The 26,303-nt window shown below is 73.8% G+C and carries 26 protein-coding genes; 8 read left to right on the forward strand and 18 right to left on the reverse strand.

All coding sequences use genetic code 11. From position 1 onward, the window contains the following. The first annotated feature begins 106 nt into the window (after positions 1 to 106). A complete protein-coding gene (locus tag R2E43_RS26655) occupies positions 107 to 370 on the forward strand; it encodes a hypothetical protein (protein WP_003976485.1) in 264 nt (87 codons plus the stop codon). After that, the gene (locus R2E43_RS26660; protein ID WP_003976486.1) at positions 367 to 753 is read left to right on the forward strand and encodes a PIN domain-containing protein; all 387 of its coding nucleotides are present in this window, start codon (positions 367 to 369) and stop codon (positions 751 to 753) included. The genes R2E43_RS26655 and R2E43_RS26660 overlap by 4 nt, the downstream gene beginning before the upstream one ends. A 20-nt stretch (positions 754 to 773) precedes the next feature. On the opposite strand, the gene R2E43_RS26665 is transcribed toward R2E43_RS26660, so the two are convergent. The 6 genes from R2E43_RS26665 to R2E43_RS26690 all read right to left on the reverse strand — a co-directional run bounded on the left by R2E43_RS26665 (position 774) and on the right by R2E43_RS26690 (position 7,116). Beyond that, on the reverse strand, positions 774 to 1,187 hold the full coding sequence (locus R2E43_RS26665) for an aggregation-promoting factor C-terminal-like domain-containing protein (protein WP_168715237.1): 414 nt from the start codon (positions 1,185 to 1,187) through the stop codon (positions 774 to 776). A 255-nt stretch (positions 1,188 to 1,442) separates the two neighbouring features. Next, entirely contained in the window at positions 1,443 to 2,294 is an 852-nt protein-coding gene (locus R2E43_RS26670) for an ECF transporter S component (RefSeq protein WP_332056635.1), read from the reverse strand. Then, the gene (locus R2E43_RS26675; RefSeq protein WP_332056636.1) at positions 2,291 to 3,982 is read right to left on the reverse strand and encodes an ABC transporter ATP-binding protein; all 1,692 of its coding nucleotides are present in this window, start codon (positions 3,980 to 3,982) and stop codon (positions 2,291 to 2,293) included. The genes R2E43_RS26670 and R2E43_RS26675 overlap by 4 nt, the downstream gene beginning before the upstream one ends. Then, positions 3,979 to 5,118 (reverse strand): CbiQ family ECF transporter T component, encoded by a 1,140-nt coding sequence (locus tag R2E43_RS26680; RefSeq protein ID WP_189283835.1) that lies wholly within the window; start codon positions 5,116 to 5,118, stop codon positions 3,979 to 3,981. Before R2E43_RS26680 ends, R2E43_RS26675 begins: the two co-directional genes overlap by 4 nt. 79 nt (positions 5,119 to 5,197) lie before the next feature. Continuing rightward, positions 5,198 to 5,860: an SCO2322 family protein gene (locus R2E43_RS26685; protein WP_030871441.1), complete on the reverse strand. Its 663-nt coding sequence runs from the start codon at positions 5,858 to 5,860 to the stop codon at positions 5,198 to 5,200. Next, positions 5,857 to 7,116 (reverse strand): prenyltransferase/squalene oxidase repeat-containing protein, encoded by a 1,260-nt coding sequence (locus R2E43_RS26690; protein ID WP_003976492.1) that lies wholly within the window; start codon positions 7,114 to 7,116, stop codon positions 5,857 to 5,859. The genes R2E43_RS26685 and R2E43_RS26690 overlap by 4 nt, the downstream gene beginning before the upstream one ends. A gap of 320 nt (positions 7,117 to 7,436) precedes the next feature. Here R2E43_RS26690 and R2E43_RS26695 point away from each other — a divergent pair, with 320 nt between their 5' ends. Further along, entirely contained in the window at positions 7,437 to 8,108 is a 672-nt protein-coding gene (locus tag R2E43_RS26695) for a phosphotransferase (RefSeq protein ID WP_106517782.1), read from the forward strand. A gap of 12 nt (positions 8,109 to 8,120) precedes the next feature. Here R2E43_RS26695 and R2E43_RS26700 read toward each other — a convergent pair whose 3' ends face one another. Beyond that, entirely contained in the window at positions 8,121 to 8,783 is a 663-nt protein-coding gene (locus R2E43_RS26700; protein ID WP_003976494.1) for a TetR family transcriptional regulator, read from the reverse strand. Positions 8,784 to 8,987: 204 nt separating this feature from the next. On the opposite strand from R2E43_RS26700, the gene R2E43_RS26705 reads away from it, so the two are divergent. From R2E43_RS26705 to R2E43_RS26715, 3 genes are read left to right on the forward strand one after another with little or no spacing between them, the layout of a single operon-like run. After that, positions 8,988 to 10,439, forward strand: coding sequence for a glycosyltransferase family 4 protein (locus tag R2E43_RS26705; RefSeq protein WP_332056637.1), 1,452 nt, complete (start codon positions 8,988 to 8,990; stop codon positions 10,437 to 10,439). After that, complete coding sequence (locus R2E43_RS26710; protein ID WP_003976496.1) at positions 10,433 to 11,167, forward strand: class I SAM-dependent methyltransferase; 735 nt, start codon at positions 10,433 to 10,435, stop codon at positions 11,165 to 11,167. Before R2E43_RS26705 ends, R2E43_RS26710 begins: the two co-directional genes overlap by 7 nt. After that, positions 11,164 to 12,261, forward strand: coding sequence for a prenyltransferase/squalene oxidase repeat-containing protein (locus tag R2E43_RS26715; protein WP_011028275.1), 1,098 nt, complete (start codon positions 11,164 to 11,166; stop codon positions 12,259 to 12,261). Before R2E43_RS26710 ends, R2E43_RS26715 begins: the two co-directional genes overlap by 4 nt. Before the next feature lie 13 nt (positions 12,262 to 12,274). Here R2E43_RS26715 and R2E43_RS26720 read toward each other — a convergent pair whose 3' ends face one another. From R2E43_RS26720 to R2E43_RS26745, 6 genes are all read right to left on the reverse strand, one after another. Next, positions 12,275 to 12,568, reverse strand: coding sequence for a hypothetical protein (locus R2E43_RS26720; protein WP_003976498.1), 294 nt, complete (start codon positions 12,566 to 12,568; stop codon positions 12,275 to 12,277). A 102-nt stretch (positions 12,569 to 12,670) separates the two neighbouring features. Further along, entirely contained in the window at positions 12,671 to 13,549 is an 879-nt protein-coding gene (locus R2E43_RS26725) for a DUF5336 domain-containing protein (protein ID WP_003976499.1), read from the reverse strand. A 158-nt stretch (positions 13,550 to 13,707) separates the two neighbouring features. After that, complete coding sequence (locus R2E43_RS26730; protein WP_030871455.1) at positions 13,708 to 14,712, reverse strand: N-acetylmuramoyl-L-alanine amidase; 1,005 nt, start codon at positions 14,710 to 14,712, stop codon at positions 13,708 to 13,710. Between the two features lie 10 nt (positions 14,713 to 14,722). Further along, positions 14,723 to 15,403: a class I SAM-dependent methyltransferase gene (locus R2E43_RS26735; protein WP_030871458.1), complete on the reverse strand. Its 681-nt coding sequence runs from the start codon at positions 15,401 to 15,403 to the stop codon at positions 14,723 to 14,725. Positions 15,404 to 15,454: 51 nt separating this feature from the next. Next, positions 15,455 to 17,083 (reverse strand): transposase, encoded by a 1,629-nt coding sequence (locus R2E43_RS26740; protein ID WP_191849126.1) that lies wholly within the window; start codon positions 17,081 to 17,083, stop codon positions 15,455 to 15,457. A 243-nt stretch (positions 17,084 to 17,326) separates the two neighbouring features. Then, positions 17,327 to 19,084: an MFS transporter gene (locus R2E43_RS26745; protein ID WP_030871462.1), complete on the reverse strand. Its 1,758-nt coding sequence runs from the start codon at positions 19,082 to 19,084 to the stop codon at positions 17,327 to 17,329. 287 nt (positions 19,085 to 19,371) lie between these two features. On the opposite strand from R2E43_RS26745, the gene R2E43_RS26750 reads away from it, so the two are divergent. Then, complete coding sequence (locus R2E43_RS26750; RefSeq protein WP_003976504.1) at positions 19,372 to 20,832, forward strand: MFS transporter; 1,461 nt, start codon at positions 19,372 to 19,374, stop codon at positions 20,830 to 20,832. 368 nt (positions 20,833 to 21,200) lie between these two features. Here R2E43_RS26750 and R2E43_RS26755 read toward each other — a convergent pair whose 3' ends face one another. From R2E43_RS26755 to R2E43_RS26770, 4 genes are all read right to left on the reverse strand, one after another. Then, on the reverse strand, positions 21,201 to 21,833 hold the full coding sequence (locus tag R2E43_RS26755) for a response regulator transcription factor (protein WP_003976505.1): 633 nt from the start codon (positions 21,831 to 21,833) through the stop codon (positions 21,201 to 21,203). A gap of 133 nt (positions 21,834 to 21,966) precedes the next feature. Next, positions 21,967 to 23,202: a sensor histidine kinase gene (locus R2E43_RS26760; RefSeq protein WP_332056638.1), complete on the reverse strand. Its 1,236-nt coding sequence runs from the start codon at positions 23,200 to 23,202 to the stop codon at positions 21,967 to 21,969. Between the two features lie 37 nt (positions 23,203 to 23,239). Then, positions 23,240 to 23,956 (reverse strand): ABC transporter permease, encoded by a 717-nt coding sequence (locus R2E43_RS26765; RefSeq protein ID WP_011028267.1) that lies wholly within the window; start codon positions 23,954 to 23,956, stop codon positions 23,240 to 23,242. After that, positions 23,953 to 24,879 (reverse strand): ABC transporter ATP-binding protein, encoded by a 927-nt coding sequence (locus R2E43_RS26770; RefSeq protein ID WP_332056639.1) that lies wholly within the window; start codon positions 24,877 to 24,879, stop codon positions 23,953 to 23,955. The genes R2E43_RS26765 and R2E43_RS26770 overlap by 4 nt, the downstream gene beginning before the upstream one ends. Positions 24,880 to 25,022: 143 nt before the next feature. On the opposite strand from R2E43_RS26770, the gene R2E43_RS26775 reads away from it, so the two are divergent. Next, positions 25,023 to 25,919 (forward strand): MaoC/PaaZ C-terminal domain-containing protein, encoded by an 897-nt coding sequence (locus tag R2E43_RS26775; RefSeq protein ID WP_332056640.1) that lies wholly within the window; start codon positions 25,023 to 25,025, stop codon positions 25,917 to 25,919. Positions 25,920 to 26,068: 149 nt separating this feature from the next. On the opposite strand, the gene R2E43_RS26780 is transcribed toward R2E43_RS26775, so the two are convergent. Further along, positions 26,069 to 26,236, reverse strand: a complete 168-nt coding sequence (locus R2E43_RS26780) for a hypothetical protein (RefSeq protein WP_003976510.1) — start codon at positions 26,234 to 26,236, stop codon at positions 26,069 to 26,071. Positions 26,237 to 26,303 lie beyond the last annotated feature (67 nt).

The raw sequence follows: 26,303 nt of genomic DNA on the forward strand, positions 1-26,303 counted from the left end.
TCCTTCTGGTGGGGCTGCTGCCGTGCTTGACGGCAAGGCGGAGGGTGGAGCCTCTCGTCGGGCAGCTCATCCAGTCCCGGTGTATACACGGACGTATACTGCGGGCATGAGCGATGCGATGATCCGGGTCCCCGCCGAGGTGCGGGACCGGTTGGCAGTGATCGCGGAGGCGCGGGGGACGTCGATTCGATCCTTGGTGCAGGAGTTCGCGGAGTCGACGCTGACGGAGGAAGAGCGTCGGGAGCGGGCTGAGCGGACGCGCGCCTACCTGGCCGAGAACTTCGGGGTCGAGGTGGACGACGAGGAGAGCGCGGTGATGGGACGCAGGCTCCGGGAGGCGTTCGCCCGGCAGCAGAGTGATGCCGCGTGATCCTTCACCACCTAGTCCTCGACGCGCCCACGCTCGTGGCGCTGTCGGGCAATCGGCAGGTGTCCGCTCTCATCCACCGCGCGAACTTCGAGACGGAGACCCGTTTGTGGGTGCCGGCCCTTTCCGTGCTGGAGGCGGAGCGTGAGCTTCTCGGCATCACGGAGCACGTCGGGCAGCTGGACGTGATGCACACCGTCGACCTCGACTACCCGGCAGTGCTTGCGGTGGCACAGCTGAGCCGCGACGGAGTGCCGCCAGGGATCGGCGCGGCGATCCACGCCGCTCGGCACCTGCCCGAGTGGGGTGCCGACGCGCTGATCGCCACGGTCGCTCCGAAGGCGTACGAGGAGCGCGGGCTGCCCGTGCTGGACCTGAACCGCTGACGCCGGGGACACCAGCCGGGTCAGTACCAGCCGTTGGACTGCCAGAAGGTCCAGGCGTCGCAGGTGCTGCCGTAGCGGTCCTTCATGTAATCCAGGCCCCACTCGATCTGGGTGGCCGCGTTGGTTTTCCAGTCGTCGCCCGCCGAGGCCATCTTCGAGCCCGGCAGGGCCTGGACCAGGCCGTACGCGCCGCTGGAGGTGTTGGTGGCGTGGATGTTCCAGTCGCTCTCGTGGTCGACGATCTTCGAGAAGCACTGGAACTCGGCCGAGTCGCCGATCATCTTCTTCGCGGTCGCCTGTGCCGAGGAGGCCGGCGTCGCGGCCTGCGCGGGCGCGGCGGCGATCAGCGAGCCGCAGGTGGCCGCGGCCAGGGCGGCACCCGCGAGGGCCTTCTTGGGGGTGGCGACGGTACGGAGGAGGGAAGCGGCGGTCAACGGAGGGCCTTCCTTCGGGGACAGGGGCGTCGGCGCACACCGGCCCGGCATGCGTCGGCGCCGCTGCCCGCGAGGGCGTCGGCGCCTGGCGACCGGTTCAGAAAAACAGGCGGGGCAGTCGTCCGCAATCGTCGCTTTTGCTATCCGCGGTCGTAGGTGGTCGCAGGTGGGGCGCCGAGGCCCCGGCCCCGGGGGCCGGGTGACCGGTCCGCCGCCCGCCCTCCACCTACGAACCCGCTTCGTAGGTGAAGCCGCTCACGTGGGGCGGCTCACCTCGTCGGGCTTCTCGAACGTGACCGGTGTCTCGAAGGCCGCCCTGCGGGTCGCCCGGCGCAGTGCCTTCAGGACCGGGGTGCCGAGGGCGAGGGTCAGGACGACCGTCATGGCGGCGCGGCCGCCGTCCCAGCCGAGCGACGTGGCGAGGCAGTAGGCGAGGAAGCGGGCCAGGTTGTCCGCGATCGACGCGTCCGGGTCGAAGGCGATGTTCGAGGCGAGGGTGTTCATGAAGGTCCAGCCCGCCAGGTTCATCACCGTGCCGTAGGCGAAGGCCGCCAGGAAGCCGTACGCCGCCAGCATCAGCAGCTCCGCGCGGCCGCGCAGGCGGTCGGGGCCCGGGAGCAGGCCCGCGCCCATCGTGAACCAGCCCATCGCCAGCATCTGGAACGGCATCCACGGACCGACCCCGCCCGTGAGCAGCGCGGACGCGAACATCGTGACGGAGCCGAGGACGAAGCCGAAGCCGGGGCCCAGGACCCGGCCGCTGAGCACCATGAGGAAGAACATCGGCTCCAGGCCGGCCGTCCCCGCTCCGATGGGGCGCAGGGCCGCACCCGCCGCCGCCAGCACGCCGAGCATCGCCACCGCCTTCGAGCCCAGCCCCGACTCCGAGATCGTCGCCGCCACCACCGCCACCAGCAGCACCAGAACGCCCGCGAACAGCCACGGCGCGTCCTGCGCGTGCGCGTTCAGCGAGGCGTCCGGCGGTGCCAGGAAGGGCCACCCGAAGCCCGCCACACCCACCGCGCTGACCAGCACGAGGGCGGCGATCGAGCGGGGGCCGAGGCGCACGGCGCGGGCCTGGCGCTGGGGAGCGGGGCCGCCGGTCATGACAGGGCCTCCCGCACCTGGGCCACGGTGAGCCACTTGCGCGGCGCCAGCACCTTGGCGACCTGCGGGGCGTAGGACGGCGAGGCCACCACCACGTCCGCCGCCGGACCGTCGGCGATCACCTCGCCCTCGGCGAGGAGCACCACGCGGTGGGCCAGCTCGGCGGTCAGTTCCACGTCGTGCGTGGCCAGCACGATCGCGTGGCCCTCGGCCGCCAGGCCGCGCAGAATGCCGGTCAGCCGGGCCTTCGCCGCGTAGTCCAGGCCGCGGGTAGGCTCGTCCAGGAGGAGAAGGGGAGGACGGGCGGTCAGGACCACGGACAGGGCGAGGGTGAGGCGCTGGCCCTCCGAGAGATCGCGGGGGTGGATGTCGTCCGTGATGCCGGGGAGCAGCTCCGACAGCAGCGCGCGGCAGGTGCCGGGGGCCGCGTCCGCGTCCCGGTCGGCGGCGGCGCACTCGGCGGCGACCGTGTCGGCGTACAGCAGGTCGCGCGGCTCCTGCGGGACCAGGCCGACCCGGCGTACGAGGTCGCGGGGGGCCGTACGGTGCGGTACCGCGTCCCCGGCCCGGACCGAACCGGCCGACGGCTCGACCAGGCCGACGAGGGCCGAGAGCAGGGTGGACTTCCCGGCGCCGTTGCGGCCCATCAGGGCGACCGTCTCGCCGGGGGAGACGGTCAGGTCCACGTGGCGCAGGGCCTGGACGCGGTCGCGGCGCACGGCGAGGGAGCGGACCTCGGCGGCGTACGGGGTGGGGGCCGAGGGGTTCTCCGGGCGCTTCCCGCGGCGGCGCCAACGGGAGGTGACGGGGCGCGGGGCGGGTGGCGCCGGGAGCGGGGCGGACGGCGGCGGGGTGTGGTCCGGGATCTCCCGGCCGGCCAGGCGTTCGCGCAGCGGGGCGGCCCGGCGGCGGGCGTTCCGGATCGTCAGCGGCAGCGGGGACCAGCCCGCCAGCCTGCCCAGGCCCACCACCGGCGGATACACGGGAGACACCGCCATCACCTCCGCCGGGGCGCCGATGAGCGGGGCCTCGCCGGGGGCCGGGAGCAGGACGACCTGGTCGGCGTACTGGATCACCCGCTCCAGGCGGTGCTCGGCCATCAGGACCGTCGTACCGAGGTCGTGGACCAGGCGCTGGAGGACGGCCAGGACCTCCTCGGCGGCGGCCGGGTCCAGGGCGGAGGTCGGCTCGTCCAGGACCAGCACGTCCGGGTGCGGGGTGAGGACCGAGCCGATGGCGACCCGCTGCTGCTGGCCTCCGGAGAGGGTGGCGATGGGGCGGGAGCGCAGGTCGGAGAGGCCCAGCAGGTCGAGGGTCTCCTCGACGCGGCGGCGCATCACGTCGGGGGGCAGTCCCAACGACTCCATGCCGTAGGCCAGTTCGTCCTCGACGGTGTCCGTCACGAAGTGGGAGAGCGGGTCCTGGCCGACCGTGCCCACCACGTCGGCGAGTTCGCGCGGCTTGTGGGTGCGGGTGTCGCGGCCGGCCACGGTGACCCGGCCGCGCAGGGTGCCGCCGGTGAAGTGCGGGACGAGGCCGCCTACCGCGCCGAGGACGGTGGACTTGCCGACGCCGGAGGGGCCGGCGAGCAGGACCAGTTCGCCCTCCGGGACCTCGAAGTCCACGGCCCGGACGGTGGGTTCGGTGGCGCCGTCGTACGTGACCGACACGTCCTCGAAGCGGATCACGACGGCTCCTTCACGGCGGCCTCGGGTGCGGGGGTGATGAACGCCGGGAGCAGGCCGACGAGTACGGCCGCCGCCGGCCACAGGGGGAGGGTCGGGGCCTCCAGCGGGACCACGCCCGGGTGCAGCGCCGCCGGGTCGCGGGCGGCGGCGAGGAAGAGCAGTGCGGCGACCGTCGCGCCGGACGCGGTGACCAGCCAGGCGCGGGCGTCCCAGCGGTCGGGCCGGTACCGGGTGCGGACCGTGCGACGGCCGCCGAGCCACAGTCCCGCGACGGCGGCGGCGACACCGGCCAGCAGTACGGGGATGCCGTACGTGCCGCCCGCGGCGGTCAGCAGTCCGTACGTCCCCGCGCAGACGCCGAGCAGGCCGCCGAGGGTGAGGGCGGCGGTGGTACGGCGGACGGGGGCCGGTACGTGTGCGGTACGGCCGTAGCCGCGGGCGTCCATCGCGGCGGCGAGGGCGACGGAGCGCTCCAGGGCGCCCTCCAGGACGGGGAGCCCCACCTGGAGCAGGCCCCGTACGCCCCGGTCCGGGCGGCCGCGCAGGCGGCGGGCGGCGCGCAGGCGCTGGACGTCGGCGATGAGGTTCGGCGCGAAGGTGAGGGCCACGACCACGGCGACGCCCATCTCGTACAGGGCGCCGGGAAGGGACTTGAGGAGGCGGGCGGGGTTGGCGAGGGCGTTCGCGGCGCCGACGCAGATGAGGAGGGTGGCCAGCTTCATCGCGTCGTACAGCGCGAAGGTGAGGCCCTCCGCGGTGACCCGGCCGCCGAGGCGGATGCCCTGCGCCCAGTCGGGGAGGGGGACTTCGGGGAGGGTGAGGAGGGTGTGGGTGCCGGGGATGGGGGAGCCGAGGAGGGTCGTGAACAGGAGGCGGATGAGGAGGACGGCGAGGGCGAGCTTGACGAAGGCGCCGTAGGAGCGGGACCAGGGGGCGTGGGGGCGGCGGGTGACCACCACGTACGCGGAGACGGTGACGAGGAGGGTGAGGAGGAGGGGGTTGGTGGTGCGGGTGGCGGCGGTGCCGAGGCCCAGCGCCCAGAGCCACCAGGCGCCGGGGTGCAGGGCGCCCCGGCGCTGGTGGCGGGCGGGGGTGGGGACGCTTGCCGGCGCTGACGGGGTGCCGCCTGCGCCCACCCTCCCCCACGCTCGGCTTCGCTCGCGCGGGGGGACCCCCATCGCCCCAGCGGCACGACTGCCCGCAGTCGACGCGGCGTTAGCGGGTGGCATTCCTGCGCCGCCTTGCCTGCCAGGTTGCCGCGCCGGCCAGGGCCGCCACCACCGCTATGCCCGCGTAGAGGCCGATCGACGGGCCGTCCTCGTCTCCCTTGTCCTCCGCGGCCTCCGGGGCTGCCGTGGAGTCCTGCTTCTTCTCCGTCCGTGACACCTGTTCGCCGCAGCCCGACTTCGGGTAGCCCGCGATCGCGCACAGCAGGGCGGTGGTGTTGTAACGGAGCGGGCCGGCGACGGCGGCCAGGGCGTCGGCCGTGGTCGCGTCGGGGGAGACCCGGGCGCAGGCCGTGCGCGGGGCGGGCGGGGTCTCGCCGGACGGGGCGTCGGGGGCCGTGCCGAAGTCGAGGACCAGTGCCACCCGCTTGGTGCCGTCCTCGGCCGGCGTCTTCGCGCAGATCGACGCGAAGTCCGCCGTGCCGCGCGGCTGGGCCGCGTCGCCCGAGTTCTCGCTCACCGCGAAGCGGAAGCCCTGGACGTCGCCGTCGGAGGGGTGGGCCATGGACGGGCCCTGGGTGGCGTAGACCCACTTCGCACCGTCGCGGTCCCAGAAGGACCAGTAGCGGTAACCGGCGGCCTGCGCCTGGCCCGCGGTCCCGATCAGCAGGAACGCGGCCAGGAGGAGGGGGACGATGCGGCGGGGTGTCACGGCTGCTGCTTCTTGTTGCGGTTGCTCAGCAGGAAGCCGATGCCGACGCCGAAGAGCAGGCAGACGCCGACGAACCACCAGACGCCGAAGGGGGAGTCGTCGTCCTTCTTCTCGTCCTTCGTCTTGTCGTCGTCGCTCGCGGTCGCGGTGTCCTTCGCTGTTGTGCCCTGCGGAGCGGGCCCCGTCGCGTTCAGCTTCGCCACCAGGTCCGTGCCGCCGAAGTCGCGCGGGTCGGTGCCCGTGGCGTGGGCGGCGAAGATCAGCTGGGCGTAGGCGGCCGGACCGCTCTCCCCGGCCCACTTCGCGGCGTTCTTCTTCAGCCAGGCCAGTGGCTCGGCCGCCTTGTCCGCGCCGCCCTGTGCGGCGAGGGCGACGACCGCGTCGGCGGTGTTGCCGTAGTCCGGCTGGTCGGCGGAGCCGCCGAGGGCGGAGACGAGGTGGCCGTCCTTGGCGAGCGTGTCGGTGAGATACGCGGCGGCGTTGGCGGCGGCGCGCTCGCGGTCGGGCTGGTCCGCGTCGGCGCAGGACGCGGCACCGGTCTTCTTGCCCGCCTCGGCGACCAGGCCCTCGCCGAGCGTGCCGAGGACACCCGCGGCGGTCGCGTCCGCGTTGGGGAGCAGCTTGCCGTCCTTGTCGGGCTGGAAGGCGAAGGCGCCCGCGCCCTTGTCCTTGGCGCAGGGCAGGGCGAAGGTCAGCAGGGCGTCGTAGGGGGACTTGCCGTCCTTGACGACCTTCGCGGGGTCCGTCTCCGTGGCCGTCAGGGCACCGATGACGACGGAGGTGGAGTTGGCGTCGCTGGGGGTGCCGGGGACGTAGCCCCACCCGCCGTCCTCGTTCTGTACGGACTTCAGCCAGCCGAGGGCTTCCTCGATCACGTCGCCGTGCCCGCCGACGGCCCACAGGGCCTGGACGGCGGCGGCCGTGTTGTTGGTGTCGACCGGCGTCTTGGCGTCGCAGGCCTTGGCCGGGTCGGCGCGGAACGGGGCGAAGGCGCCGTTCGCGCACTGCTGGTCCGTGAGCCACTTCACGGCCGTCGAGGACGGGATCACGCCCGCCGTGTCCTGCGCGAGCAGCGCGAGGGACTGGCGCCAGACACCGTCGTACTGGGGGTCGGTGCTCCCGTACAGCCCGGACGGCGCGGTCGTGGACGGGGAGGAGGACGGCGACGGATCGGCGGCGACCGCGGGCGCGGTGGCGGCGCCGATCACGGCTATGGCGGCCAGAGCCGCGGCGCTGCTGCGACGGCGGACGTTCATGATCGGCGGGTGCCTTTCCCTGTGCGGGGTCCGGCAGCACGGGGCACCCCCGGCGGCTCGGCCCCGTATGCCTCGACGGTGCCCGTGCCCCGGCGGGTGCCGGGCACGTGAGCCGGTCACATCCGTGCGGGGCAGTCCGGCTCACCGTCCGGGAGTCTCGGGGAGGCTCGGCGGGCGGCTCACGGTTGCGGGTCAGCGCCGGAATTGCACCGGCTTCCCCCCGTACGGGTGATGACGACGCCGCCACTTTACCCGTCTCCCGGGTCCGGGCCGAGGGGCGGCCGGGACGGGGACGACGGCCGGGGGATACGTTCCCGGGCATGCGGACGGGGAGACTGATCGGGGCGGGGCGTTCGGCCGACGTGTACGAGGCGGACGCGGGACGGGTGCTGCGGCGCGACCGGGAGGGCGTCGGGGACGCGGTGGCCGAGGGCGCGGTGATGGAACACGTGCGCAAGCACGGCTACCCCGTGCCACGGGTGTGGCCCGGGGTGACGGAATCACCGCGCACGGACCTGGTCATGGAGCGGCTGACCGGGCCGACGATGCTGCGGGCGTGGCAGGACGGGGCGTTGACGCCCCAGGAGGCGGGCGGCATGCTCGCCGGGCTGCTGCGGCGCCTGCACCGGGTGCCCGCGTACCGCAGCGCCGACCCGGGCGCGCGCGTTCTCCACCTGGACCTGCACCCGGACAACGTGATCCTCACGGCGGACGGGCCCCGGGTGATCGACTGGTCCAACGCCGAGGAGGGCGACCCCGGGCTGGACTGGGGCATGACCGCGGTGATCCTCGCCCAGGTGGCGGCCGCCGGCGGACCGGTGTCCGGGCCCGTCGAGGGCGCGCTGGCCGCGCTGCTCGCCGATCCCCGCGCCCTCACGCCGGACGGACTCGCCGAGGCGCTGCGGCGCCGGGCGGCCAACCCGACCATGAGCCGGGACGAGGTGGGCCTGCTGCCCGCCGCGGAGGCGCTGATCCGCTCCCGCCTGGACTGACCGGCGGCGCCCTCAGGGGCGCGCCGCCGCCTCTCCCGTCCCGGCCTCCGTCAGGTCGATCAGCCGGCACACCGTCTCGATGTCCACCCGCACCTGGGCGAGGGAGGTGCGGCCGGCCAGCCAGGTGATCAGGGTCGAGAGCCAGGTGTGCTCGACGACCCGGACCGCCGACAACTGCTCGGGCGTCGGGTTCTCCAGGCCGCCCATCGCGTCCAGGATGATCGCCGTGGTCTGCCGCGAGACCTGGTCGACCTCCGGGGAGACGCTGCGGTCGGCGAAGGTCAGGGCACGGGCCATCGCCTCGGCCAGCCGGGGCTCGCGCTGCAACGCGCCGAAGGCCCGCATCAGGGTCTGCGCCACCCGGTCCGCGGCCGTCTCACCGGTGGGCGGGCTCTTGCGCAGGGTGCCGTGCAGCCGCTCCAGCTGGTCGTGCATGGTCGCGACCAGCAGATGCACCTTGGACGGGAAGTACCGGTACAGCGTGCCGAGGGCCACCTGCGACGACTCCGCGACCTCCCGCATCTGCACCGCCTCGAAGCCGCCCCGGCAGGCCAGCTGGGCGGTCGCGTGCAGGATGCGCCGACGGCGCTCCCGCTGCCGTTCGGTGAGGGGCGGGGCGGTGGAGCGGTGCGCCGGACCGGGCGCCGTCGCCGTCGGGTTGTCCACTTTGGTCACCTGCTTCCCCGGGTCCCGCGTCCGGATCTCCCCGAGCCCGGCGCGACCGTGTGCCGTGCCGTGGCGTGAATCACCTGATCCACTCGGCACAGGGTCTCTACCTGCCGGTAGATTCGGAGCCTCTGACGATCAAGTCTGCAACTTGTTCTAGATTAACCTCCCGACGTAGTGTCGCGGGACAGCGCAGTGAGGAGGGGGCCCAGAGTGACCGCCGAGGCCAGTCAGACGGGTCCCCGTCCGGAGCCAGCCGCCGACGGCTTGCCACCGCTGCGCATCGCCCTCCTCACCTACAAGGGGAACCCGTTCTGCGGCGGCCAGGGCGTCTACGTCCGCCACCTCTCCCGCGAACTGGCCCGCCTCGGCCACCGCGTCGAGGTCATCGGCGCCCAGCCCTACCCCGTCCTCGACGACGGCCCCCTCGTCGGCGACCGGCTCTCGCTCACCGAGCTGCCCAGCCTCGACCTCTACCGCCAGCCCGATCCCTTCCGCACTCCGAAGCGGGGCGAGTACCGGGACTGGATCGACGCGCTCGAGGTCGGCACGATGTGGACCGGCGGCTTCCCCGAGCCCCTCACGTTCTCGCTGCGCGCCCGCCGCCATCTGCGGGCCCGCCGCGGCGACTTCGACGTCGTCCACGACAACCAGACCCTCGGCTACGGCCTCCTGGGCGACGTGGGCGCGCCCCTCGTCACCACCATCCACCACCCCATCACCGTCGACCGGCAGCTCGAACTCGACGCCGCCGACAGCCGGGGGCGCCGCTACTCGGTCCGCCGCTGGTACGCCTTCACCCGGATGCAGAAGCGCGTCGCGCGCCGCCTGCCCTCCGTGCTCACCGTCTCCGGCACCTCCCGCCAGGAGATCGTCGACCACCTCGGCGTACGGGACGACCGCATCCACGTCGTCCACATCGGCGCCGACACCGACCTCTTCTCGCCCGACCCGTCGGTGCCGCGGGTGCCGGGCCGGATCGTGACGACGTCCAGCGCGGACGTACCGCTCAAGGGCCTCGTCTTCCTCGTCGAGGCGCTGGCCAAGGCGCGCACGGAGCATCCGCGGGCCCACCTGGTCGTCGTCGGCAAGCGGCCCGCCGAGGGGCCCGTCGCCCAGGCGATCGAGCGGTACGGCCTCGCAGGCGCCGTCGAGTTCGTCAAGGGCATCTCGGACGCCGAGCTGGTCGACCTCGTGCGGTCCGCCGAGGTCGCCTGCGTGCCGTCGCTGTACGAGGGGTTCTCGCTGCCCGCCGCCGAGGCCATGGCGACCGGCACGGCACTGCTCGCCACCACCGGCGGGGCCGTTCCCGAGGTCGCCGGGCCCGACGGGGAGACCTGCCTCGCGGTGCCGCCGGGCGACGCGGACGCGCTGGCCGCCGGGCTGAACCGGCTGCTCGGCGACCGCGCACTGCGGGCCAGGCTCGGCGCCGCCGGACGCGAGCGCGTGCTGCGCCACTTCACCTGGGCCCGCGCCGCCGAGGGCACCGTCGCCCGCTACCGCGAGGCCATCGGCCGCCGCCCCTCCGCCCCGAGCACCCCGAGTGCCGCGAGCACCCCGAGTGCCGTGCCGGCGGGCCAGAAGCCGGCCCCGGCGCCGGCCCCGACCCCGACCTCGACCACCAGTGACACCGGCGTCTATCCCGAAAGCAGGGCCACGTGCTGACCGTCGACTTCTCCCGGTTCCCGCTCGCCCCCGGCGACCGCGTCCTGGACCTCGGCTGCGGCGCCGGCCGGCATGCGTTCGAGTGCTACCGGCGCGGGGCACGGGTCGTCGCGCTGGACCAGAACGCGGAGGAGATCCGCGAGGTCGCCAAGTGGTTCGCGGCGATGGAGGAGGCCGGTGAGGCCCCGGCCGGTGCCACCGCCACCGCCATGGAGGGCGACGCGCTCGCCCTGCCCTTCCCCGACGAGTCCTTCGACGTCGTCATCATCTCCGAAGTGATGGAGCACATCCCCGACGACAAGGGCGTCCTCGCCGAGATGGTCCGCGTCCTCAAGCCCGGCGGCCGCATCGCGATCACCGTGCCGCGCTACGGCCCCGAGAAGGTCTGCTGGACCCTCTCCGACGCCTACCACGAGGTCGAGGGCGGCCACATCCGCATCTACCGGGCCGACCAGCTCCTCACCCGCATCCGCGAGGCCGGACTCAAGCCGTACGGCACCCACCACGCGCACGCGCTGCACTCGCCGTACTGGTGGCTGAAGTGCGCGTTCGGCGTCGACAACGACAAGGCGCTGCCGGTGCGCGCGTACCACAAGCTGCTGGTGTGGGACATCATGAAGAAGCCGCTGGCGACGCGGGTCGCCGAGCAGGCGCTGAACCCGCTGATCGGCAAGAGCTTCGTCGCCTACGCGACCAAGCCGCACCTGCCGCCGGTGGACGCCGCGTGACCGCGCCCCGCACCCCCGGCACACCGCGCACCCCGCGCACCGAACACCTCGTCCTGCCCGGCGTCCTCACCGCCGCCGAGGCCGCCGCGACCGTCCGGGGCATCCTCGCCGTCCAGCGCGAGGACGGCGCGATCCCGTGGTTCCGCGGCCACCACCTCGACCCGTGGGACCACGTCGAGGCGGCGATGGCCCTGGACACGGCCGACGAGCACGAGGCCGCCGAGCGGGCCTACGCGTGGCTGGCCCGGCACCAGAACCAGGACGGCTCCTGGTACGCCGCCTACGCCGACGGGGACTTCGCCGACGTCACCGACCGCGGCCGGGAGACCAACTTCGTCGCCTACGTCGCGGTCGGCGTCTGGCACCACTACCTCGCCACCGGCGACGACCTGTTCCTGGAGCGGATGTGGCCGGTCGTCCACGCGGCCGTCGAGTTCGTGCTGCGCCTCCAGCAGCCCGGCGGGCAGATCGGCTGGCGCCGGGGCGACGACGGTACGGACACCACCGACGCGCTGCTGACCGGCAGTTCCTCCGTCCACCACGCCCTGCGCTGCGCGCTCGCCATCGCCGAGCAGCGTGAAGAACCCCAGCCCGACTGGGAGTTGGCGGCAGGCGCGCTGCGGCACGCCATCCGCCGCCACCCGGAGCGGTTCCTGGACAAGGGCCGCTACTCGATGGACTGGTACTACCCGGTCCTCGGCGGCGCGCTGACCGGCACGGAGGCCAGGTCCCGCATCCAGGAGAGCTGGGACCGCTTCGTGGTCCCGGGCCTCGGCGTGCGCTGCGTCGTCCCCAACCCCTGGGTGACGGGCGGCGAATCGGCCGAACTCGCGCTCGCCCTGTGGGCGGTGGGCGAGTCCGACCACGCCCTGGAGATCCTCCAGTCCATCCAGCACCTGCGGGACCCGGACAGCGGCCTGTACTGGACGGGCTACGTCTTCGAGGACGAGACGGTCTGGCCCCGCGAACTGACCGCCTGGACGGCCGGTTCCCTGCTCCTGGCCGTCGCCGCGCTCGGCGGCCACGAGGCCACCTGCCAGGTCTTCGCGGGCGAGCGGCTGCCGCGGGGCCTGGACCCCGACTGCTGCGTCTGAGGGCCGCCCGGCGTCAGCCCCGGTGCAGGCGGTTGGCGACGGCGTGACCGACGAAGAGGTAGACGACCGCGGCCAGTCCGTAGCCGGCGACCACACGGGCCCAGGCCTCGTCGAAGGTGAAGAGGTCGTGCGACCAGCCGGCCAGCCAGTTGGCCGCGTCATGGACGAACCGCACCAGGTCGTTGGCCCGGTTGGCGTCCAACAGATACATCAGGATCCACAGTCCGAGGATGAAGGCCATGATGTCCGCGATCACCGCGACGGCCGTTCCGGCGGAGTGGGAGCCACTGCGCGTTCGAGGGGACATGTCTTCCGTCTGGCCCGGAAAGCGCGTTCGAAACCTACGGCCCCTCGCCCGGAAGTACCGGTGGGCGAGGGGCCGTTGAGGTGAACGGGTGAGCGGGGCCGGTCAGCCGCGCTGGATGCCCGAGGTGTCCTGGAGGACGCCGCGGCGGCCGTCCTGGGTCTGGGCGACCAGGTTGGCGCCGCGCTGCTCGACGGCCAGGTACCAGGTACCCGGGGCCAGCTCGGCGATCGGCGTCGGGGAGCCGTCCTCCGCGAACAGCGGACGCGGCACCGGCACGGCGAACCAGAACGGGGCGAAGTCCCCGGCCGGCTGCGCCTGCGCCTGCTGCGGAGCCTGCGGCTGGCCGGGCTGGGGCTGACCGGGCTGCGGCTGCCCCGGCTGCGGCTGGCCGCCGAAGGACGGACCGGGCTGACCCGGCTGTCCGGGCTGGCCCGGCTGGCCGCCGTACGGCTGCTGCTGGGCGCCCGGGTAGCCGTAACCACCCTGGGGCTGGCCGCCGTAGGGCTGCGGCGCGGCCGGACGGGCGGCCGGGATCAGGGTGCCCTTGAGGGCCGGGAGCAGCGGCGTGGCCACGGCCGCGGCGGCCATGACCAGCGTGGCGATGAGAGCGAGGATCAGGCCCATCCCGGCACCGATGCCGCTCGCACCCCCGTCGTTGTCGAAGGCGCCCGCCGGGTCGAAGATGTTGCCGAGCGCGCACCAGGCGGCGAAGACCGTGAACGCGATGCCGAACTGGCCGAGGTCGAGACCCGCCACCTTCTTCGGCTGCGGCATGGCGCGGTTCACGACGACGAGCGCGGCGCCGATGACGCCCGCCAGGACGACACCGAGCACGACCGAGCCACTGCCCCACAGGCTGGGGATGTCGGCGCTGTCCGGCGCACCGTCGATCGAGTAGATGTCGAGGAACGACGCGATCAACAGCAACACCGCTGCTCCGATCACCACGCCGTCGCCTCGAGTGAGCGAGCGGATATTCACTTCAGGTCCTTCGTAGGTCGTCTCGTCGTCGGTAGAGGCGTCGCTGTCACGACGGCGCCGAAAGGTTCCGGTGTGAAGCGCGGGGGTGGCCCCTCATCGTACGGACGACACTATCGTCCGGACCTCGGAGCTGTCCGCAGGGATCGGGACGCCGGTCACTACCCGCGCAGGAAACTCACGATTCCCTCAGACATCCCCTGCGCCGCCTTCTGCCGCCAACTGCCGCTGGTCAGCAGGGCCGCGTCCGTGCGGTCGCGCATGTTGCCGCACTCGATGAACACCTTGGGAACCGTTGACAGATTGAGACCGCCCAGGTCCGTGCGCGTGACCAGACCGGTGCCGTCGCCGAGGTAGTTCGAGGGCGCGGTGCCCGTGACGCGCACGAAGGCGCCCGCGACGCGCTCGCCCAGTTCGGCGGAGGGCGCCACGATCGCGCGGGTGTCGGCGGCTCCGTCGTGCACCGAGCCGGGCATGATCACGTGGAAGCCCCGGTTGCCCGCCCCCGACCCGTCGGCGTGGATCGAGATCGCGGCGTCGGCCTTCGCCTCGTTGCCGATCCGGGCCCGCTCGTCCACGCAGGGACCGAACGAACGGTCGCCGTCCTGCGTCAGCTTCACGGTCGCGCCCTGCTCCTGAAGCAGGGTGCGCAGCCGGTGGGCCACGTCGAGGGTGAACTTCGCCTCGGGCCAGCCCGCGTTGGTGGCCGTGCCCGTCGTGTCGCACTCCTTCCAGTGCGTGCCGACGTTCACCTTGCGGTTGATCTCGGACGCGTGCCGGAAGTTGGCGGGGTTGTGCCCCGGGTCGATGACGACGACCTTGCCCGTGAGGGGGCCGGAGGCGGGGAGTGCGGGGCCGGACGCGGACGGTGCCTTCGAGGTGGGGGCGGGTGACGAACCCGCGGGCTTCTTGCCGTCGCCGTCGCCCGGGGACGACGCGGGAGCACCGGAGGCGGGAGCGCCGGACGACGGCGCCGCCGGCGTCCCCGCACCGCCCGCCCGGCCGGAGCCGCCCCCGTCCCCCTCGCCGGGGCCGCCCACGGCCGCGTACACCCCCCACCCGAGCAGCGCCCCGGGCACCAGCGCGGCCACCGCCACGGTCAGCGCGCGGCGCAGCGGGGAGCGGCGGGGCTGGGAAGGTTCGAAGTCCGGGCCTGTGTACGACACGTCAGCGACTCTAACCGCGCCCTCGGATCCCCGCGCCGGTTCGCCGCAGGACGCGCAGCGAGTCGGTCGCGGAGACCTCGGTGAACGCGCCGGACGCCAGTGCCCTGAGGTAGACGCGGTACGGGGCCTGGCCGGTGAACACGTCGGCCGGGTCGGGGAACACGTCGTGGATGACCAGCAGACCGCCGTCGGCCACGTGCGGGGCCCAGCCCTCGTAGTCGGCGTTCGCGTGCTCGTCGGTGTGGCCGCCGTCGACGAAGACCAGGCCGAGGGGGGAGTTCCAGACCGCCGCGACCTGGGGGGAGCGGCCGACGAGGGCGACCACGTGCTCCTCCAGGCCGGCCCGGTGCAGGGTGCGGCGGAAGGTGGGCAGGGTGTCCATCACGCCCAGTTCCGGGTCGACCGTCCCGGGGTCGTGGTAGTCCCAGCCCGGCTGCTGCTCCTCGCTGCCCCGGTGGTGGTCGACGGTGAGCGCGGTGACCCCGGCCCGGCGGGCCGCGTCGGCGAGCAGCACGGTGGAACGCCCGCAGTACGTGCCGACCTCCAGCAGCGGCAGCCCGAGCCCGCCCGCCTCCACGGCGGCGGCGTACAGCGCCCGGCCCTCGTGCGCGGGCATGAACCCCTTCGCGGCCTCGAAGGCGGCCAGGACTTCCTGGGAGGGGGCAGGGGTAGAGGCCGGGGCCGCAGTCATGAGGGCCTTTCGGTGGTCGTATCGGGTGTGCCCCATGCTGCCGTACCGTTCCTATTCAGTGAGCAGGAGTGGGTCTTGGACCCATTCCTGCTCACTGCGGACATCCCGAACGGTGTTGGGTGTCCTGGTTGCCCGCGTTCGTGCCGTGTCCGGTGGCACGGATCGTGTCCGTGGTCCGGGGATACGGGGGCGGGGTCCCTCACGCCCAGAAGTCTCCGGTCCGGCCTGGATGGTCCGATGCCCGCATCCATCGCTCTGGTGGGTGCGGGGCGGTGCCGTCCGACGCCGGATGGGATAGCCCTGGGCGCGTCGCCCGATCGCGATGCTCGCCGCATCGTGCCGGGTCGTCTTGCGGGTGGTGCTGGTGAGGGGGTTCTGCCAGTGCTGGGCGCCCCAGCGGGAGGTGTAGGCGGGGTCGACGGCGATGATCGTGATGCCGGTTGCGTCGGCCATGGAGGTCAAGCGGGCGCGGAGCCGTGCGGTGGGCATGCTGGAGATCAGCTGCCTGAAGCGTTTCCGGCGGCCGTGCTTCTCGCGGGTCTTGTCGGCGGTGAAGTCGAGGTCCTCGACGGCGATGGCTTTCACGCCGGAGGTGGTGGCCCAGTGCAGGAGCCGGGTCAGGGCGTGGCGGACCTGGGCGTCGCGGTGGGTGGCGGGGCCGGTGAGGCCGTATGAGAAGCGGCGCGGATTGCCGACGGGGTTGCCGTGGAGGTCGAGGTGCCAGGCGGCGAGGTGGTCGGCGTTCATGTCGACTCCGATCACCCCCTCGGCCAGTGCTGTCGCCAGGGGGACGGTGCGGGTGACTGGTTTCTGCCAGGACGCGGTCACGTACCAGCGGGCACGTATCGTGTCGTGGTGGATGCGGTAGGCGACGGCCCGGTGCGCGGCGACGCGGTCGACCCACTCCTGCCCCCGGTGCGCAAATACCACCTGGCCGGTCAGGACGTACCGGCCGTGCGCCGCGTTGGCCAGATGAGCGAGCGGAGCCGGGAGCCGGAGGGACACCTCGCCGTCCGGGGTGACGCGGATCGTCTCGTTCCCGAAGCGTTTCCCGGACTCCCCGTCCGCCTGCACAAACCACCGCTCGGCTTCCCACCGCTCACGCCACTCGGCCTCGGTGAGTCCGGCATCGGTCAGGTGGTGCCGCGCGTGGGCGAGGCGCTTGCCGCCCCGGACCACGTGCACCCGCCCGGCTTCCCGGTCCGCGCGGGCACGCGCGAGCCGGTCCTCCAGGACGTGCAGGCGCCGGGCCTTGGCATGCCACTCCCGCCGACTCCTGTATCCACCCGGCGCGTGCTTCGTCCCCTTCTGGCCGAGGGGCAGCGACAGCCGGTGCTCCAGCGTCCGCACTCCCGCCTCCAGGGACTGGACGTGCGCGTGGGCGCCACGGCGGGCCAGCGCCCACTGATCGTGTGTGGCTTTGGTGATCGCACCCGCCCACCGGGCTGACGATTCGGGCGTCAGCTCCCGCTTGCGCACCGCCCACGCACCGGCATCATGGTCCAGCCCGTCACGACAACGCGCCCTCAGGTCACGGGACGCCAACTTGCCCAGATGTGCGCCGACCTGCCGCAGTACCTCCACGTCGGTGGTGGTGAGCTGACCCAGCCGGGTACGTACCGCCACTCCCGACGGGCCCAGCGCGACGAACGGCGTCGCAAGCCCTCGCAGACTACCCATCCCGCACCCCCGATCAGCCGCGGCGACCTTGCACACCACCCTCAACGAACGCCCTCGCCTAAGGTCACGTATTCGGCAGGCGAACTTTCGTTCCTGCTCGGAGGTAGAGCCTTCCCGCCCCACCACCGTGCTCACCCCTTCGCGCCAGAGCACATTCGTACGCAGTCAACGGCCAGCAGTTCCCAACCCCCCGGTCGCGTTCCGCGAAAGGGGGGTACGGGGGCCGGGAGGACGGGGCGAGGGTCAGGCGGGGACCGTCTCGCCCGGCAGGGACAGGTCCAGGTCGACCGGGCGGTCACCGCCGTGGGTGGCCGCGTGGGCGAGCGGGGCGTGGCCCGCGGCGCGGGCGGCCAGGACGTACGGGCCCTGGGCGGGCACGGCGAGGGCGTAGCTGCCGTCGCCCGCGGAGAGGGTCGCGCCCGCCTGCCGTCCGTGCCGGTCGATCAGGGTGACCTTGGCGCGCGCGACGGGGGCGCCGTCGGCGGCCAGCACCCGGCCCCGGAAGCCGAGCGGGTGCTGCCCGGCCCCGGCGAGCGCCTGCTCGGCGCGGGCCAGGTTCGCGTCCTCCTCGCTGCTCGCGCGCAGCTGGAACACCGCCGCCGGGGTGCGGCGAGGGAGGAAGAAGGCCAGGACCAGGCCGACGGCGACCGCGCCCGCCGCGATCATGAAGGAGACGCGGAAGCCGTGCAGGGTGGGGACGGCGACGCCGCCCACGTCGTTCGCCGTGTTGGCGAGCACCATGCCGATGACGGCGCTCGACACCGACGTACCGATGGACCGCATCAGCGTGTTGAGGCCGTTGGCGGCGCCCGTCTCGGAGGCCGGGACGGCGCTGATGATCAGGGCGGGCAGGGAGGAGTAGGCGAGGCCGATGCCCGCGCCGATCAGCACCGAGGTGACGACGGTCTGCCAGGCGGCGCTCATCAGGCCGAGACCGCCGGCGTAACCGATGCCGATGATCACCAGGCCGACGATGAGGGTGGTGCGGGGGCCGTAGCGGGCGGACAGGCGGGCGTAGACCGGCGCGGTGAACATCATCGTCAGGCCCAGCGGGGCCACGCACAGGCCCGCGACGACCATCGACTGCCCCAGGCCGTAGCCGGTCTCGGAGGGCAGCTGGAGGAGCTGCGGCAGGACGAGGGAGATGACGAAGAAGGAGACGCCGACCATGATCGAGGCGAGGTTGGTGAGCAGCACCTCGCGGCGGGCCGTGGTGCGCAGGTCGACCAGCGGGGCGGCGACGCGCAGCTCCATCAGGCCCCACAGGAGCAGCACGACGACGGCGGCGGCGAACAGGCCGAGCGTGGTGGGCGAGGACCAGCCCCAGTCGCTGCCCTTGCTGATCGGCAGGAGGAAGAGGATCAGACCGGCGGTCAGACCGAACGCGCCCGGCAGGTCGAACGAGCCCTTCGCGCGCAGCGGGGACTCGGGCACGACCAGCAGCGTCAGGGCGATGGAGACGACACCGAGGCCGGCGGCGCCGTAGTACAGGGCGTGCCAGTCGGTGTTCTGTGCGACCAGGGCCGCGGCGGGCAGCGCGAGGCCGCCGCCGACGCCGATCGAGGAACTCATCAGGGCCATCGCCGAGCCGAGCCGCTCGCGGGGCAGCATGTCGCGCATCAGGCCGATGCCGAGGGGTATCGCGCCCATCGCGACGCCCTGGAGCGTACGGCCGACGATCATCGGGATCAGGGCGTCGGTGAGCGCGCTGAGCAGCGCGCCGACGACCATCACCGACAGGCTGGCGATCAGCATGCGGCGCTTGCCGAAGAGGTCGCCGAGCCGGCCCATGATCGGCGTGGCCACGGCTCCGGACAGGAGCGTGGAGGTGAGGACCCAGCTCGCGTTGCTGGGCGAGGTGTCCAGGAGTCGGGGCAGGTCCTTGATGACCGGGACCAGCAGGGTCTGCATCACCGCGACGACGATGCCCGCGAACGCGAGCACCGGGACGGTGGCCCCGCTCGCTCGCCGCGCGGGCTCGTCGGTCGTCGTGTGGGACATGGGGTGGGGCCTCCAGGCCGGAGTTGGCGGGTGCGGAGCGTGAGCGTGATCGTGATACGTGCAGACTGAACCTCGTGCGCCGGGGCAACTATTCCGTTGCTTCGAGTCCCTAACTAATTCTTGACCTTCTCTTGGCGTTCACGGGAGGGGGCGGGCGGGAGAGACGCGGGGGACGGACGCAGACACAGGGGAGAGACCGAGGGAGGCGGCTAGGTCGTGAGACCTAGGCCGGTCGGGGGTCGAAATACCGATGCAAGGGTCAGGTCGGGGTTGAGACCATGACACTCATGCTCGAAGCCACCGGTTCCCCCGCCTCCGCCACCGCGCGGATATCCCCGCGCCGTACTCCGCCCACCTGGCTGGTCGTGGCGCTCGCCTGCGCCGGACAGTTCCTGGTCGTGCTCGACGTGTCCGTCGTCAACGTCGCCCTGCCCTCGATGCGGGCCGACCTCGGCCTGAGCGCGCAGGGGCTCCAGTGGGTGGTCAACGCCTACGCCATCGCCTTCGCCGGGTTCATGCTGCTCGGCGGGCGGGCCGGCGACCTCTACGGGCGCAAGCGGATGTTCCTGGTCGGGCTCGGGCTCTTCACGCTGGCCTCGCTGGGCGGCGGCCTCGCCCAGGAGGGCTGGCAGCTGCTGGTCGCGCGCGCCCTGCAAGGGCTCGGAGCGGCCGTACTCGCCCCCTCGACGCTGACGATCCTGACCGCCGCGGTGCCGGAGGGCGCGGCGCGGGCCCGCGCGATCGCGACCTGGACCGCCGTGGGCGCGGGCGGCGGCGCCGCGGGCGGGCTGGTGGGCGGTGCCCTGGTGGACGGGCTGTCCTGGCGCTGGGTGCTGCTGATCAACGTGCCGGTGGGCGCGGTCGTGCTGGCCGGTGCCGCGCTGTGGCTGGCCGAGAGCACGGGCGGTCCGCGGCGCCGGCTCGACCTGCCCGGCGCGCTGCTGGTGACCGCCGGTCTCGCCACGCTGGCCTACGGCATCTCGCAGACCGAGTCCGAGGGGTGGGCGGCGCCGGCGGCCCTGGTGCCGCTGTCGGCCGGACTCGCGCTGCTCGGGCTCTTCCTCCTCGTCGAGGCGCGGACGGCGGCGCCGCTGATGCCGCTCGGGCTGCTGCGGCTGCGGTCGGTGGCGTCGGCGAACGTGGCGATGCTGGTGTCCGGCTCGTCTATGTTCTCGATGTGGTTCTTCATGACCCTGTACGCGCAGAACGTGCTGGGCTACTCGCCGCTGGAGGCCGGAGTCGCCCTGGTGCCCAGCTCCCTGGCGGTGATCCTCGGCTCGAAGGCGGCCCCGCGGTTCATGCCGGTGCTCGGGGCCCGGAACGTGGCCGTGCTCGGCACGCTGGTCGCGGCGGTCGGTTTCGGCTGGCAGTCCACGATGACCGCCGACGGCGGCTATCTGACCGCGATCATGATCCCCGGCGTACTGATGATGCTGGGCGCGGGCATCGCGGCGACCCCGCTGGCCTCGCTGGCCATCTCCGGCGCGGCACCCGGGGACGCCGGACTGGTCTCCGGGCTGATCAACACCTCCCGGACGATGGGCGGTTCGCTGGGACTCGCGGTGATGTCGACGATCGCGGCCACTCGGGCCGGGGGCGAGGACGCGGGCCCGGTGGCCCTGACGGACGGCTACGCGCTGGTCTTCCGCACGGCGGCGGTGGTCCTGGTCGCCGCGGCCCTGCTGATGTGGACGTGGCTCCCGGCAGGACGCCCGAAGCCCGAACTGAAGGCCCACAGCACAGACTGACCACCCCAAGGGGCCCCTTCTGCCGCCGGGCTGCCGGAGCGCCCCTGAAAGGGGCGCGGGGAACTGCGCGAGCAACTCCCACCGGCCGGCGGCCGACAATCCGCGCCCGCCCGCGCCCGCCCGGGACACCCCGTCTCGCCGGGCTGCTGGAGCGCCCCTAAGGGGCGCGGGGAACTGCGCGAGCAACCCCCACCGGCCCGCGGCCGACAATCCGCGCCCGCCCGGGCCTGCCCGGGGCACCCTGTCTCGCCGGGTTCCTGGAGCGCCCCTCAAAGGGGCGCGGGGAACTGCGCGAGCAACCCCCACCGGCCCGCGGCCGACGAACCACGCCCGCCCGTGCCCGACGGACCCTCACCCCGGGGCCGGACCTAGAGCCACCCCTGCCCCCGCGCCGCGCGCAGCGCCTCCGCACGGTTGCGCGTGCCGGTCTTGCCGATCGCCGCGGACAGGTAGTTGCGGACCGTGGACTCGGACAGGTGCAGCGCGCCGGCGATGTCGGCGACCGTCGCGCCGTCCGCCGAGGCCCGCAGGACGTCGCACTCCCGCGCGGTGAGCGGGCTGGGACCCGCGCTGAGCGCGGCGGCGGCGAGCGCCGGGTCGACGACCGTCTCGCCGCCCAGCACCCGACGGATCGCCCCGGCCAGCTCCTCCACCGGGCCGTCCTTGACGAGGAAACCGGCGGCGCCCGCCTCCATGGCCCGCCGCAGGTACCCGGGGCGGCCGAACGTGGTCAGGATCAGCACCCGGCAGCCGGGCGCCCGCTCCCGCAGTTCGGCGGCGGCGTCCAGGCCGCTCAGGCCCGGCAGTTCGATGTCGAGGAGGGCGATGTCGGGGCGGTGCGTGAGCGCGGCGGCGACGATCTCGTCCCCGGCCGACACCTGAGCGACCACCTCGATGTCGTCCTCCATCCCGAGCAGCAGCGCGAGCGCGCCCCGCATCATGCCCTGGTCCTCGGCGAGGAGGACGCGAACGGGGTGGGCGCGGGGCGTCTCGTCGGTCACGGGGAAAGGGTAGAGGGGGCAGGCGTCGGAGGGCATCGGGCGGAGGTCACGCACCGGAGGGCACACGCACCGGAGGGCACACGCACCGGAGGGCAGGCGCACCGGAGGCCCGGCGCCTCGCACGGCACGGGTGCTACGCCGGTGCGCGCACCGGTTCCCCCTCCGCCGGAACCGGCAGCTCCGCCGTCACCGAGAACCCGCCCCGCGGTGCCACCCCCGCCGTCAGCGACCCGCCCGCCGCGGCGAGGCGTTCCCTGAGCCCGGTCAGACCGGTGCCCGGCCCCTGCGGGGAGAGGGCGGCGCCCGTGCCGTCGTCCGTGACCGTCAGCCGGACCCGGTCCGCGCTGCCCGCGACCGCGATCTCGCACCGGCTCGCCCCGCTGTGCCGTACGACGTTGGTGACCGCCTCCCGCACCACCCACCCCAGCAGCGCCTCCGCCTGCGGGGGCAGCGGCGGTCCTGAGCGGCGCACCACCGGGTCCACGTCCGCCGCGCTCAGCGCGGAGCGGGCCCGGTCCAGCTCGGTGCCGAGGCTGCCCTCCCGGTAGCCGGTGACCGCCTCGCGGACCTCGGTCAGCGCCTGGCGGCCGACCGACTCGATGTCCGTGATCTGGGTCAGCGCCGCGTCCAGGTCGCGGGGCGCCAGCCGCCGGGCGGCCTCCGACTTGACCACGATCACCGACAGCGTGTGTCCCAGCAGGTCGTGCAGGTCCCGCGAGAACCGCAGCCGCTCCTCGGCCACCGCCCGCGTGGCCAGTTCCTCCCGGGCGGCCCGCAACTGCCGTACGGCGTCGGACAGGCTCAGGATCGCGGCCGTCACCATCGTCGACAGGAAGGTCCCGTAGGCGATGTTCAGGCCCGTCCAGCCGTCCTTGATGCCCGCCACCGCACCGGCCACCACCGCCAGCGACCAGCCCCACCGGCCCAGCCATCGGCCGCGCAGCGCCGCCCCCGCGGCCAGGCCGAGCAGCGGGAAGAAGAGCAGCCAACTGCCCCCGTACGCAAGAGCCAGACCACAGGTCACCAGCGCCATGGCGGCCAGCGCCAGCCGCGTGGACGGCGACTGGCGCAACTCCTTGTCGAAGGAGCGGAAGGCGACGTAGATGTAGAGCGAGTTGAAGACGAACAGGCCGAGGCCGCCGATCCAGGGGTTGGCGCTGTTCCCCTGGAAGATGTTCGCCAGGCTGCCCAGGCCCATCAGCAGCCACGGCAGCAGCGTGAAACCGGTGGGCGGCGGCCCCATCCGCTCCGGCTGCTCGCCCGCCCCCGCCCCCGCCCCCGCCGCCCCGGCCGGATCCGGCTGCCGTGCCAGCTGCCACGCGTCCAGACGGCACGACATCCCGCGCAGCCGCCCTCGGGTCCCGGTCATGGGTCTCGGCTCCCTTCCACTCCGGCGCCCGCGGCGCTCAGTCGTTCGCCGTGCCGCGGCGGTAGGACAGGACGGCGTACGCGCCGAAGGCCAGCAGCCACCCCGTCAGGACGAGAATGGCACCCGCGTCGGGCGCGTGCCCCGTGGCGACCGAGGTGCCCAGTTGCGCGAAACGGTTGGTCGGGGTGTACGCCGACACCGTGCGCAGCCACTCCGGGAACAGCACCAGCGGGAACCACAGCCCGCCGAGCACCGCGAGACCGAGGTTGGCCACCATGTTCGCCACACCCGTGGTCTGCCCGGTCAGCCGGTAGCCGTTGCCCAGCCCCAGCAGCGTGAACGGCACCGACCCGAACCACAGCAGCAGCGCCAGCGCCGCCCACTGCCAGGCGTCCAGCCGTACGCCGTTGAGCAGACCGCCCGCGGCGAGCACCGCCGTGATCGCGGGCAGCACGGTGACCGAGGCGGTCAGGGCGCGGCCCACGACCACCTGGTGGGGGCGCATCGGAGTCACCCGCAACTGCCGCAGCCAGCCGATGGCACGGTCCTCGGCGACCCCGCCGCCGGTGTTGAGGGCGGAGCCGACCGCGCCGTACGCGGCCATGCCGACCATCGCGCCCGTCTTCCACTCGCCCGCGTCGCCCCCGAGGTTGGTGAACAGCAGGTACATCAGCACCGGCATGGCGACACCGCCGACCACGAAGCCGGGGTCGCGCAGGGTGCGGCGCGTCTCAAGGATCAGGTAGTCCCTCATCGCACGCTCTCCTTCTCCGGCACCGGTGCCGCCGTCGTCAGGGCCAGGAACGCGTCGTCCAGGGACGCGGGGGCGACCTCCAGGCCGCGTATCGCGCCGAGCCGCGCGAGGGCGATCACGGTCGCGTCGGAGTCCTCGGTGCGCAGCAGCGCGCGGTCCCCGCGCACCTCCAGCGAGCGGACCCCGGGCAGCAGCGTCAGGTCCTCGGTGGCCCGGCCGGCCAGGTCGAAGGAGACGCGGCTGCCGCCCGCCGCCCGGCGCAGCTCGTCACCGGTGCCGTCCGCGACGATCCGTCCCCGGTCGACGACCAGGATCCGGTCGGCGTGCGCCTCGGCCTCCTCCAGGTAATGGGTGGAGAACAGGACCGTGCTGCCGCGCCGGGCGTACGCCCGCATCGAGTGCCAGAAGGCGTGCCGGGCCTCCACGTCCAGGGCCGCCGTCGGTTCGTCCAGGACCAGCAGGTCGGGGCGGCCGGCCAGGGCGAGCGCGAACCGCACGCGCTGGGTCTGCCCGCCGGACAGCCGGTCCACGCGCCGCCCGGCCAACTGCGCGATCCCGGCCAGCTCCAGGGCCTGCCCCACCGGCATCGGCGCCGGATAACGGCCGGCCACGAAGGCCACCAGTTCGCCCACCGTGACCCGGGGCACCGCCCGCGCCTCCTGGAGCATCGCGCCCACCCGGCCGGCGCGCACGGCACGCTCCGCAGGCCCGCCGAACAGCTCCACGGTGCCCGCGTCGGGCGGACACAGGCCGAGCAGCAGCGCGATCGTCGTCGACTTGCCCGCGCCGTTGCGGCCGAGCAGCGCGACCGTCTCGCCGCACCCGATGCGCAGGTCCACGCCGTCGACGGCGCGGACGTCACCGTAGGCCTTGGCCGCTCCCGTGAAGGCTACGGCGGGGGTGGTGCCCTCTGTCGGTCTCATACCGGTGACGCTACGGAGCCGGCCCGGACGGGCGGCAGAGGCGGTTGTCCGGAGTTGGCGATGACAAATGTCATGGGCGGCCGGCGTCCCGTACGGTCGGGGTGTCCGTGATCGTCGTCGTGTCCGGGAGGAGCAGGAGGGCCATGCCCGTCGACGCAGCCGGGGCGCTCGCCGCCGCACCCCGGGTCCGTGAGATCGCCTGGGACCACAAGGACGTCCAGCTCTACCACCTGGGCATCGGCGCCGGACGGCCCGCCACCGACCCGCGTGAGCTGCGCTACACCCTGGAGTCCCGGCTGCACGTCCTGCCGAGCTTCGCGACGGTGGCCGGCGGCGGCGCCCCGGGGGTGATCGGCACCCTGTCCGCGCCCGGCGTCGACGTCGACCTCGCCCGCGTCCTGCACGGCGGGCAGCGTCTGCGCCTGCACCGGCCCGTCCCGGTGCGCGGCCGGGCGAGCGCGGCCTCGCGCATCGTCGCCGTGTACGACAAGGGCACCGCGGCCGTACTCGTACTGCGCACCGAGGTCACCGACGCGGACGGGCCGCTGTGGACCGACGAGGCCGAGGTCTTCGTCCGCGGGGAAGGCGGCTGGGGCGGTGAGCGGGGCCCGTCCGGACGCCCCTCGCCACCGCCCGCCGCCCCGCCGGACCAGATCGTGGACCGGGCCGTACGGGAGGACCAGGCGCTGCTCTACCGGCTCTCCGGCGACTGGAACCCCCTGCACGCCGACCCGGAGTTCGCGGCGCGGGCCGGCTTCGAACGGCCCGTGCTGCACGGCCTGTGCACCTACGGCGCCACACTCAAGGCGGTCGTCGACACACTGCTGGACGGCGACGTGACCCGGGTGCGCGACTACCGCACGCGGTTCGCCGGAGTGGTGTACCCGGGGGAGACGCTGCGGGTGCGGATGTGGCGGACCGCCGGAACGGGGGGCGCCGGGGCCGGCGGCGCCCGGACGGGGGAGGCGCGGGTGGCGGTGAACGCCGTGGAGCGCGACGACGCGCCCGTCCTCACCGAAACGGTCGTCCGGTACGGGTGACGGCAGCCGGATGACGGCAGCCGGTTGACGACAACCGGATGACGACAACCGGATGACGACAACGGCCCCGTCCGCCGGATGCGACGAACGGGGCCGGAGCCGCTTGCTTTCGTGTGTGCCTGTGCCTGTGCTTGTCCTCGCGCGGGCCGTCAGGCGGCCGTCTTGGACTCCTCGGCCGGCTTGCGGTGGCGGCCCTGGGGAGTCACCACGCCCTCCTGGCTGGAGACCGGTCCGCGGTGCTTGCCGTGGCCGGTGTCGGTCTCGGAAACGTCGGCACCGGCGGCCTGCATCGGCTGGGTCGTGCTGGCGTCGTTCATCGGAAGGAATTCACCCCGTCAACATGATCTTTCCTACAGCCGGGCGAGTCTAACCGGCACACCTCGG

Origin of the sequence: Streptomyces violaceoruber, from assembly GCF_033406955.1 — a bacterium.
GTDB classification, from domain to species: domain Bacteria; phylum Actinomycetota; class Actinomycetes; order Streptomycetales; family Streptomycetaceae; genus Streptomyces; species Streptomyces violaceoruber.